At 67.2% G+C, this 10,594-nt stretch carries 12 protein-coding genes; 3 read left to right on the plus strand and 9 right to left on the minus strand.

Annotated elements, in window-relative coordinates; all coding sequences use genetic code 11:
* Positions 1–42: 42 nt before the first annotated feature.
* Entirely contained in the window at positions 43–312 is a 270-nt protein-coding gene (rpsO, locus tag Q0C57_RS19370; RefSeq protein ID WP_296579049.1) for a 30S ribosomal protein S15, read from the plus strand.
* 255 nt (positions 313–567) lie between these two features.
* Positions 568–2,712, plus strand: coding sequence for a polyribonucleotide nucleotidyltransferase (pnp, locus tag Q0C57_RS19375; RefSeq protein ID WP_296579052.1), 2,145 nt, complete (start codon positions 568–570; stop codon positions 2,710–2,712).
* Positions 2,713–2,899: 187 nt separating this feature from the next.
* Here the strand turns inward: pnp and Q0C57_RS19380 are convergent, their stop codons facing one another.
* The 8 genes from Q0C57_RS19380 to msrA form a co-directional block, all read right to left on the minus strand.
* Positions 2,900–4,228, minus strand: coding sequence for a malonyl-CoA decarboxylase (locus Q0C57_RS19380; protein ID WP_296579053.1), 1,329 nt, complete (start codon positions 4,226–4,228; stop codon positions 2,900–2,902).
* Between the two features lie 90 nt (positions 4,229–4,318).
* Positions 4,319–4,606, minus strand: a complete 288-nt coding sequence (locus tag Q0C57_RS19385) for a DUF2218 domain-containing protein (RefSeq protein WP_296579056.1) — start codon at positions 4,604–4,606, stop codon at positions 4,319–4,321.
* 120 nt (positions 4,607–4,726) lie between these two features.
* Positions 4,727–5,503 (minus strand): enoyl-CoA hydratase, encoded by a 777-nt coding sequence (locus Q0C57_RS19390; protein ID WP_296579058.1) that lies wholly within the window; start codon positions 5,501–5,503, stop codon positions 4,727–4,729.
* Between the two features lie 124 nt (positions 5,504–5,627).
* Positions 5,628–6,608 (minus strand): type I pantothenate kinase, encoded by a 981-nt coding sequence (coaA, locus tag Q0C57_RS19395; protein WP_296579061.1) that lies wholly within the window; start codon positions 6,606–6,608, stop codon positions 5,628–5,630.
* Between the two features lie 11 nt (positions 6,609–6,619).
* On the minus strand, positions 6,620–6,949 hold the full coding sequence (locus tag Q0C57_RS19400) for a phosphoribosyl-ATP diphosphatase (RefSeq protein ID WP_296579062.1): 330 nt from the start codon (positions 6,947–6,949) through the stop codon (positions 6,620–6,622).
* A gap of 123 nt (positions 6,950–7,072) precedes the next feature.
* Positions 7,073–7,588 carry a GNAT family N-acetyltransferase gene (locus Q0C57_RS19405; protein ID WP_366937860.1) on the minus strand — a complete coding sequence of 172 codons (516 nt, stop codon included), beginning with the start codon at positions 7,586–7,588 and terminating at the stop codon, positions 7,073–7,075.
* A complete protein-coding gene (locus Q0C57_RS19410; RefSeq protein WP_296579064.1) occupies positions 7,570–8,349 on the minus strand; it encodes a CHAD domain-containing protein in 780 nt (259 codons plus the stop codon). Before Q0C57_RS19410 ends, Q0C57_RS19405 begins: the two co-directional genes overlap by 19 nt.
* Positions 8,346–8,999 (minus strand): peptide-methionine (S)-S-oxide reductase MsrA, encoded by a 654-nt coding sequence (gene msrA, locus Q0C57_RS19415; RefSeq protein ID WP_296579066.1) that lies wholly within the window; start codon positions 8,997–8,999, stop codon positions 8,346–8,348. The genes Q0C57_RS19410 and msrA overlap by 4 nt, the downstream gene beginning before the upstream one ends.
* A gap of 198 nt (positions 9,000–9,197) precedes the next feature.
* Between msrA and Q0C57_RS19420 the strand changes: the two genes are divergently transcribed.
* Entirely contained in the window at positions 9,198–9,875 is a 678-nt protein-coding gene (locus tag Q0C57_RS19420) for a protocatechuate 3,4-dioxygenase (protein ID WP_296579068.1), read from the plus strand.
* Positions 9,876–9,879: 4 nt separating this feature from the next.
* On the opposite strand, the gene Q0C57_RS19425 is transcribed toward Q0C57_RS19420, so the two are convergent.
* Entirely contained in the window at positions 9,880–10,203 is a 324-nt protein-coding gene (locus Q0C57_RS19425; protein WP_296579071.1) for a PetM family of cytochrome b6f complex subunit 7, read from the minus strand.
* Between the last annotated feature and the right edge of the window lie 391 nt (positions 10,204–10,594).

A 10,594-nucleotide genomic window follows, 5' to 3' on the forward strand; every position in this document is an offset into this window, starting at 1 on the left:
GGCGCCGGCCGCATCGATCCATTCCCACAGAAGGAACACCCGATGTCGATTTCCGACGCCCGCAAGGCCGAACTGATCCTGGAATATGCCACCAAGACCGGCGACACCGGTTCGCCCGAAGTCCAGGTGGCCATTCTCACCGAGCGCATCACCAACCTGACCGACCACTTCAAGACCCACGCGAAGGACAACCATTCCCGCCGCGGCCTGCTGAAGATGGTCTCTGCCCGCCGTTCGCTCCTCGACTATGTGAAGCGCAAGGACGAGGCCCGCTATAAATCGCTCATCGAGCGCCTCGGCATCCGCCGCTGAACCGATCGGACCGGCCCCGGCGGATCACCGCACGGGGCCGAGCCTTATTCCGGGCTTCCGGTGACCGGAACGCCCTTCTTCCATCGCAGGCCGCGACCCGCGCGACCTGCGCGCCAACAAGGCCAAATCCACTGGACGCGTCGACCGCCATGGCAGGATCGCAAGGGGCTCGGGATCGCTAGATCCTGAGAACGAGCCTCTCGCCGTCTTGCGCATGGCCGTCTGCCGTCCGATCCGTCCGAGAAAGGAAACAAGATGTTCGAAACCCATCGCGAGGAGATCACCTGGGGTGGTCGCAAGCTCGTGCTCGAGACCGGCAAGGTCGCCCGCCAGGCCCATGGCGCCGTGCTCGCCACCTATGGCGAGACCACCGTGCTTGCCACCGTCGTCTCCAACTACGAGCCGAAGGCCGGCATTGACTTCTTCCCGCTGACCGTCAACTACCAGGAGAAGTATTTCGCCGCCGGACGCATCCCGGGCGGCTACTTCAAGCGCGAGGGCCAGCCGACCGAGCGCGAGACGCTGATCTCCCGCCTGATCGACCGTCCGATCCGCCCCCTCTTCGTCGAGGGCTACAAGAACGAGACCCAGGTCGTCATCACCACGCTCTCCCATGACATGGAGAACGACCCCGACGTGCTCGCCATGGTCGCCGCCTCTGCCGCGCTGACCCTGTCCGGCGTGCCCTTCATGGGCCCGGTGGGCGCCGCCCGCGTCGGCTATATCGACGGCGAATATGTGCTGAACCCCTATGTCGACGACATGAAGGAGTCGAAGCTCGACCTCGTCGTCGCCGGCACCGCCGACGCCGTGCTGATGGTGGAATCGGAGGCGCAGGAGCTCTCCGAGGAGATCATGCTCGGTGCCGTCATGTTCGGCCACAAGTACTTCCAGCCGATCATCAACGCGATCATCGCGCTGGCCGACAAGGCCGCCAAGGAGCCGCGCGATTTCACCCCGCCGGACCATTCGGCGCTGGAGAAAGAGATCCTCGCCCTGGTCGAGAAGGACCTGCGCGCCGCCTATACGATCCGCGAGAAGACCGCCCGCTACGCCGCCGTCGGCGAAGTGAAGAAGAAGGCTCTCGAGGCCTTCACCGGCGAAGGCAAGCACGACAAGCTGGTCGTCGCCGGCGTCTTCAAGGAGCTCGAGGCCAAGGTCGTCCGCTGGAACATCCTCGACACCGGCAGCCGCATCGACGGCCGTGACCTCGTCACCGTCCGCCCGATCGTCTCCGAGGTCGGCATCCTGCCGCGCACCCACGGCTCGGCCCTGTTCACCCGTGGCGAGACCCAGGCGATGGTCGTCACCACGCTCGGCACCGCCGAGGACGAGCAGTTCATCGACTCGCTGACGGGCACCTACAAGGAGAACTTCCTCCTGCACTACAACTTCCCCCCCTTCTCGGTGGGTGAAGCCGGCCGCATGGGCCGTCCTGGCCGCCGCGAAGTCGGCCACGGCAAGCTCGCCTGGCGCGCCGTCCATCCGATGCTGCCCGAGCGCCACGAGTTCCCCTACACGATCCGCGTCGTGTCGGAGATCACCGAGTCGAACGGGTCGTCCTCCATGGCCACGGTCTGCGGCGCCTCGCTGGCGCTGATGGATGCCGGCGTGCCGATCAAGCGGCCGGTGGCTGGCATCGCCATGGGCCTGATCCTCGAGGGCGAGCGCTATGCGGTGCTCTCCGACATCCTCGGCGACGAGGACCATCTCGGCGACATGGACTTCAAGGTCGCCGGCACCGCCGAGGGCATCACCTCGCTGCAGATGGACATCAAGATCGCCGGCATCACCGAGGAGATCATGAAGGTCGCCCTCGGCCAGGCCAAGGGCGGCCGCGAGCACATCCTCGACGAGATGGCCAAGGCCCTGACTTCGGCCCGCGCCGAGCTCGGCGAGCACGCCCCACGCATCGAGAGCTTCAAGATCCCCACCGACAAGATCCGTGAAGTGATCGGCACCGGCGGCAAGGTGATCCGCGAGATCGTCGAGAAGACCGGCGCCAAGGTGAACATCGAGGACGACGGCACCGTGAAGGTGGCCTCGGCCAACGGCGAGCAGATCCGCGCCGCGGTGAACTGGATCAAGTCGATCACGCAGGAGCCCGAGCTCGGCATGATCTACGAGGGCACCGTGGTGAAGGTCGTCGATTTCGGCGCCTTCGTGAACTTCTTCGGTTCGCGCGACGGCCTCGTCCACATCTCGCAGCTCGCCAACAACCGCGTCGGCAAGGTCACCGACGTGGTCAAGGAGGGCGACAAGGTGAAGGTGAAGCTCCTCGGCTTCGACGATCGCGGCAAGACCCGCCTGTCCATGAAGGTCGTCGACCAGGCGACCGGCGAGGACCTCGAGAAGAAGCAGAAGGAAGCCGCCGCCGAAGAGGGCGACGCTGCGGAGTGATCCGCCTCGCCGTCTTTTGAAGGCTCGAGACACCGGAAGGGCGGCCCGCGGGCCGCCCTTTTCGCTGGGCGGTCACGCCACGAGAACAACGGTCTCGTCGTCGAGCGCCACATCACGCCCGCGCCCCCCATGGCCCCTGGATCGACGCGCCGGCGCGCGAATCGCATGGGCCGCGACGGCAAAGACTTCAGCCGCGCGCTTCCGCCAGCTTGCGCACGGAGGAAGCCGCCACCACCTCGCGGCGCTCGGCATAGGCCTCATGGTTCTCCTCGATCCGGGCGAGATCGTAGAGGTAGTTGACCATCACCCCGTGGGACTGGCCAAGGCCCGCCTCCGACAGGTCGGCACCACTGTTGATCCGCTCCAGCCGGGCGCCGTTGCCGAGATGGAAGCGCGCAACCGGATCGAGCGGCCGGTTGCCCGTGGTCTTTCCAGTGAGGAAATAGCGCGCCGCACATCGCGCCAGCAGCTTGTCGACCTTCTGGGCGCGGGCGCCATCGGCGCGCCAGTCGGGAGCGTCCAGCGTCGCCAGCAGCTGGCGGTCCTCCTCCAGAAGGAAGCCGGTCTCCGTCCTGCGCTCCTTGGCCAGCCATTTGGCGAAGCCCGGCACCGGTGACAGGGTGACGAAGGTGGTCAGCTTCGGCAGTTCCCGCTTCAACTCCTCCACCACCTGCTTGATCAGAAGCGAGCCGAAGGAGATGCCGGTGAGCCCCGTCTGGCAATTCGAGATGGAGTAGAAGACGGCGACGCGCGCCTCGTCGGCGGCCAGCGGCGCGGCTCCCTCCGCAATCAGCGGGCCGATCGCGGCGGGGATGTCGGCGGTCAGCGCCACCTCGACGAAGATCAGCGGTTCGTCGTCCAGGCGCGGATGGAAGAAGGCGTAACAGCGCCGATCGACCGGTTCGAGGCGGCGGCGCAACGCGTCCCAGTCACGGATCTCGTGGACCGCCTCGTAGCGGATGATCTTTTCCAGGATATTGGCCGGCGTCGACCAGTCGATGCGCCTCACGACCAGAAACCCCCGATTGAACCAGGAAGAAAAAAGATGGACGAGGTCATCGTCCAGGACCTTCAGATCGGGATGGGCGGGCAGCGCGGCAAGCAGGTCATCGCGCATCCGCACCAGAGCGGCCGTGCCGCGTGGGGCGAGGTTGAGGCGGCGGATCAGTTCCTGCCGGCGGGGTTCGGCGGCGGCATGGAGCGTGGCGGCGGCCGCAGGCGAAGGATCGGCCTGATAGGCGCCGATGGCGGCATCGAGTTTGCCGCGGTCGGCACCGAATCCTTCGGCGAAGTCCCGCAGGACGGTAAGACGCCCGGCCTCGTCGAGCTGGCGGTAGCCATCGAGGATATCGCGTGCCAGTGCCGTGCCGGAGGCTTCTCCCCGCCGCGACAGGAGTGTGCGCGCCAGGGCGACGATGTCAGATGCCTTGCGGGGCCGCAGTTCCACCGGCTTCCAGCCGATCAATTCGCGGCTGCGGCGCGAGACGGTCGCCAGCATGTCGGTGACGAAGGTCATGGGGCCTCCTCGACCGGGCCACTCTCCCGGCTTCCGCCATGCTGCCACAGATTGCTGCGTCGCGGCGAGGCCCTCCGAACGGCGAAACACCTAGCCGATCGGCTGCCAGTCGATGTGCAGGTCCTCGCGGAAGGCGAAGCGCTTGAGGTGCTCGGCGACAACCTCTTCCAGCGTCGGCAGTCTGTCGGCGGAGGCCTCGAGCTTCAGACTCAAGACATCACCGTTGGCGCTCAGGCTGAGGGCCGCCTCCTCGCTGAACGGCACCTGCCCAGAGTGCTCGTCGAAGGAGACCGCGAACTTGTGGCTCCAGTGCTTGCAGAGCTGCTGGAGATAGCGACTGGCATGAGCCGTCGCGATATCGGCCAGGGAAACGGGCATGGTCACGACCTCCGAGGACCCTCGTTGAGGCCCTGATTGGCACCGATCGTGAGACAAATTGCACCCCGCCGGACTGCAGAGCACCTGCGCGCGACCCGAATGCCCGGCAGCCATGCCCTTTTAGCGGTTCTTGAAGGCCGGCTTGCGCTTCTCGGCGAAGGCGGACATGCCTTCCTTCTGGTCGGCCATGGCGAACATCGCGTGGAAAACCCGGCGCTCGAAACGGATACCCTCGGCCAGAGTCGTCTCGTAGGAGCGGTTCACCGCCTCCTTGGTCATCATGACGGTCGGCATCGACATGTCGGCGATCTGGCCGGCGACCTTCACCGCTTCCTCGATCAGATCGGCGGCCGGAACGATGCGCGAGACGAGCCCGACGCGCTCGGCCTCTCCCGCATCCATCATCCGGCCGGTGAGGCACATCTCCATGGCCTTGGACTTGCCGACGAAACGGGTGAGACGCTGGGTGCCGCCGGCCCCTGGCATGACACCAAGCTTGATCTCCGGCTGGCCGAACTTCGCGGTCTCGGCCGCCAGGATGAAGTCGCACATCATGGCGAGCTCGCAGCCGCCGCCGAGCGCGAATCCGGCCACGGCTGCAATCATCGGCTTGCGCCGCTGGCCGACGCGATCCCAGGCGGTGATGAAGTCCTCCAGATAGCTCTCCGGATAGGTCTTGTCCTTCATCTCCAGGATGTCGGCGCCGGCCGCGAAGGCCTTCTCCGAGCCGGTGACGACGATGCAGGCGATGGCCGGGTCCTTCTCGAAGCCGTCGAGCACGACATTGAGCTCGCCGATGAGCTGGCTGTTCAGCGCATTCAGAGCTTTCGGCCGGTTGAGGGTGATCAGCCCGACCTTGCCGCGGGTCTCGACGATGAGGGTCTCGTAGGTGGCCATAGGCAGTCCTCGTTGGATCGGGCGGTGTCAGAGAGCTAACCGAGGCAACGAGGCCTGTCATCTCGTCCGATCGGGGATGCGGCAACGGGGCACGACGCCCACCAGAGCGCCGCGACCTCGCCTCTCACACCCGTCGCAGGCTGACGCTCTCGATCTTGTGGTCATCGGCCTTCTTCAGGATCAGCTTGGCGCGATGGCGCGTCGGCAGGATGTTGTCCCTGAGGTTGACGAGGTTGATGCCGTACCAGAGCGCCAGCGCCGTCTTCATCGCCTCGAAATCCGACTTCTCGGCATAGCGGCGGAAATAGCTCTGCGGATCGCGGAAAGCGGTCTCGCGCAGCCGCATGAAGCGGTCGAGATACCAGCGCTCCAGCACCTCCTCCTCAGCGTCGATGAAGATGGAGAAGTCGAAATAGTCGGAGACGAAGGGGATGGCCTTGCCCTCGCGCGGGGCGCGGCCGGTCTGCAGCACGTTGAGCCCCTCGACGATGAGGATGTCCGGGCGATCGACCTCCACCGTCCCGCCGGGCACGACGTCATAGACGAGATGCGAATAGACCGGCGCCCGTACATGCCGCTCGCCTGCCTTCACGGCGGCAAGAAAGCGCAGCAGCGCCTTGGTGTCGTAGCTCTCGGGAAAACCCTTCTTCTTCATCAGCCCGTCACGCTCCAGATGGGCGTTGGGGAAGAGGAAACCGTCGGTGGTGACGAGATCGACCTTCGGCGTGTTGGACCAGCGCGACAGCAGCGCCTGCAGCACGCGCGACGTGGTCGATTTTCCCACCGCGACCGATCCGGCAACACCGATGACAAAGGGGATCTTCACGTCCTTGGCGCCGAGGAAGGACTGGCTGGCGCGCGACAGCTTTTGCTGGGCGGCCACGTAGAACGACAGCAGGCGCGAGATCGGCAGGTAGATCGCCTCGACCTCCTCGATGGACAGCTGGTCGGTGAAGGAGCGCAGCTTCACCACCTCCTCCGGTGTCAGCGTCATCGGCGTATCCGCGCGCTTCTCGGCCCATTCGGCGCGCGAGAAGACGCGATAGGGCGAGGGATTGCCGTTGGGAGGCTCGACCAGGGCGGCGGCGGCGAGGCTTGCGGGCATCGGGCGCTCGTTCATTCGGAGGTCTGCGGACGCGATGCCTTTTCGGCATGGCCCGATCGGGATGTGCGGCGGGCGAGTTCCGCCATCACCGCGTCGAGGGTGACGCCGCGGGCCTTCCAGACGATCATCAGGTGGAACAGCACGTCGGCGCTTTCCGCCACCAGGCCGTCACGGTCGTTCTCGATGGCGGCGATGATTGCCTCGATCGCTTCCTCGCCGAACTTGCGGGCGCAATGGGAGGCCCCCTTGGCGAGCGATGCCGCAGTATAGCTCTCCGCCGGCGCCGCGCTGGCGCGCTGGGCGACGATCAGCTCGAGGTCGGCGAGCGAAAAGGAACTCATCGGCACCCAGTCCCTGGCCTTCGGGGACGAGGCCTGCGACGGCAGGCCCCGAAAGAGGCGGCATGATGCAGATTATGGTGGCGATGTCACGGTGGCAGAAGGGATGATGCGCTGCAACATGCGTCAGGCAAGAGCGCGCGTCATGAACAGAGCGTCATCGCCATAGCTCGCGAGCTTTGTCGCAAGGCTTGGTGCCTTCGCCTGAGTGAACCCATGGCGGGACCAGAATCCGGCCGAGCCATTGACCGCGACGAGGCTCATCGCGGCGCAGCCGATGCTCCGGGCATGGCCTGCAAGGGCCGCGACGATCGCGGACGCATGGCCCGCCCCCCGCACCGCGCGGCTCAGCGCGACATCGTGAATGTAGTAGCTCGTCGCATCCGCCGGCAGCGCGTCAACCAGAGCGTTCAGCGGCGGGCATGACAGGGCCGGCCAGGGATGGCTGATGGCATAGGCTGCGACGCCGTCGCCACCGGCGAGCACGTGGCATCCAGCCGGATAGAGCCGCAGCCGCTCGGCGAAGACCGCCTCATCCTCCGGGAAATCCGGATGAACCTCCGCGGCGATGGTGCTGACGGCGGGCAGGTCCGCCGGCGTCATGGCGCGCCAGTTCATGGCGCTCAGGCCCGTGCCCTGCACCAGCTCTTCGCGACCTGTGAGGGCTTGGCGGCGAAGGTCTTGTCGCCGGTCCGCGCGACCTCCCGGGCAAGACGGGTGTGACGCGCCGCAATGCGGACCCGCTTGGCGCGCCCGGCATCGTCATGGGCCATGCGCTGCGACAGCAATTCCAGATCACGGATGGCACCCATCAGTTCGCCGAGCCGGTCGAGCTTGCCCGCCTTCGGCCGGGCACCACGCGGCCTCACTTCGTGCAGCGCCTCGACGAGATGGAGGCAATCCTTGATCCGCTTGCGGGCCTCGTGCAGAGGCTCCTCGCCCGGCGCCGTCTCATAGGTAAAATAGGCACGTCGCGCTTTGGCATAGGCCCGCCCCACAGCCTTGGCGAGATAGTGCCTGGGGGCATCCTGCGGCGCGAGACGGCCGATCACCCGGGCCTGGCGTTGCAGCGCCGCGCCGAGCGCCACGAGATCGACCCGATCGCCGCGCGCGGCGCCCGGGCCGCGCGCACCGACCGTCCGGGCTGCCTCCTCCAGCGCATGGGCGTCCCGCAGCGGCGCCAGCGTATGGGCGAAGGCGCGCAGGAAGCCGTTCTCCCGGGCCACCGCCTGCCGCGCCAGGGGGCGGAGGGCACGCAGCAGGCTGCGGGCCCTCTTGATGTGACGCCGGGCCAGATGCACCGCGGCGACCTGGTCCTTCTCCGAGGCGAGCAGGCGTCCCGCGGCGCGGGCATGGGCTGCCGCCGCCAGCGCCAGGTCGCGCGCCTCCGCCACCGCCTTCACGCGGCGACCCCCGTCCCGATCGGGCAGGACACGCCGGTGCCGCCGAGCCCGCAATAGCCGTGCGGGTTCTTCGCGAGATATTGCTGGTGATAGGTCTCGGCGAAATAGAAGGCGGGCGCCTTCACGATCTCCGTGGTGATCGGGCCATAGCCCTTCGCCGCGAGCGCCTGGCCATAGACGGCTCTGGAGGCCTCGGCCGCCGCGCGCTGGGCCTCGGTCGTCGGATAGATGCCTGACCGATATTGGGTACCGACATCGTTGCCCTGGCGCATGCCCTGGGTCGGGTCATGGCTTTCCCAGAACGTCGCCAGCACCTGCTCGGTCGAGACTTCGGCAGGGTCATAGACCACCAGCACCACCTCGTTGTGGCCTGTCAGGCCCGAACAGACCTCCTCATAGGTGGGATTGGGTGTGACACCGGCGGCATAGCCGACCGCCGTCACGAAGACGCCGGGCAACTGCCAGAACTTGCGCTCGGCGCCCCAGAAGCAGCCGAGGCCGACAACCAGCGTCTCGAAGCCTGCGGGATAGGGGCCCTGCAGCGGATGGCCGTTGACGAAGTGCCGCTCGGCCGTCGGCAAGGCCGTCGTCCGGCCAGGCAGGGCCTCACCGGGCCCAGGCATTGAGAGCTTCTTCCTGAATCCGAACATGGAATACCTCCGCGATGCCCCTCTTTCGCGATCCCGGGCCTTGGCGATACCCGCGCGATCCTGGCACGATAACATGGGTCCTCTGGCGGCGATCCACAACACGCCTGCGTGAAGGACGCGCACCTCACCGTTTCGTGGGTTGCCGGGCAGGGCGCCGTCTCGCCATGTCGGCCGAGGGGAACCACGAGGACGACCGCGATGACAGATGCCAGCCAGCAAGCCGTGCCGGAGCGCCGCCAGCAGACCGGCCGGGGCGACCGGCCCGACGCTCTGCGCCGGAGCCTCATCGCAGCCCCGGCCCTGATCCTTGTCGCTGGCCCGGCCTTGGCAACGGGCATGGTGACCCCGCCGCAGATGCGCGGCCCCTATTATCCCGTGACCAAGCCCACCGATTCGGACCTCGACCTGACGCAGGTGGCGGGCCGCAGGCAGCGCGCCGAGGGCGAGGTGATCGAGGTCACCGGGCGCGTTCTTGCAGCCAGGGGCGGCGCCCTCGCCGGCGCCACGGTCGAGATCTGGCAGGCCGACCACCAGGGCCGCTACCACCACCCGCGCGAGAGCGCCGGAACGGCCGATCCGAATTTCCAGGGTTTCGGGACCGTCCGCACCACGCAGGCCGGCGCCTTCCTCTTCCGCACCATCCGGCCGCGCTTCTACGGCAGCGGCTCGTTCATGCGCACACCGCACATCCATTTCCGTGTCGCCGCGGCGGGCCGGCCGGATCTGGTCACGCAGATGTATTTCCCCGGCGAGGTGATGAACGCCCGCGATACGCTGTTCCGCTCGCTTCCAGGAGAAGCCGCGCGCGACGCGCTCACCGCCGTCCTCGAGCCGGCGGCGCTGCCGCGCTTCCGCTTCGACATCGTCCTCGCCTGACGCTTCAGCGCCGGCCGATGACGCCGATCTGCGGCGCGCGGCTCCGCCCGATCCACATCAGCAACGCCCCGAGCCCGAGGCCAACGGCCGCCGCCGGCAGGCCGATCAAGGTGAGCATGACGGGATCCCAGAGCCAGGGCGGCGCGGCCTGGCGCGTCCAGGCCTCGGCCCACGTCAGGCTGTCAAAATGGATGGCGCGCCACACGTCCGAGACCGCCGTCGCGATCAGCCGCTGGCCGGCGATCGAGCGTGTTCCATCGATGACCAGCGTCACGAAGCCGGCGACGATCAGGACAAAACCGAGGATACGAAGCGGGAGGCGGAACATGTCTATCCCCGAAAAGGGCTGGCCGTCACCTATCCCTGCGTCAGGCCGTCCGCAAGCCCGCAGCCGCGCGATCGCCGTCTGTTGATCCTGCGCACGGTGAGAAATGGCGATCACGGACGCTGCGACCACCGCGCCGCAGCCCTGCCGCGGGGCGCGACGGGGAGGCAGCACACGCGCCCGTGCCATCCACCCGAAAGCGCCGCACAGGCGCGGCGAGGCGATTGCAGCGCGGCGGACGATCCGCTAAAGACGTTTGGCGCGCCGCGCGGCATGCACCCGTAGCTCAGCTGGATAGAGCGTTGCCCTCCGAAGGCTGATGTCAAGGGCGGCTGGTCTTTAAGTGATGACGAAAAGGAGTTCGTTTACAAAGGTTTGCGAGAAACGCGAGTAG

The organism is Phreatobacter sp. (assembly GCF_022843985.1).
GTDB lineage: Bacteria > Pseudomonadota > Alphaproteobacteria > Rhizobiales > Phreatobacteraceae > Phreatobacter.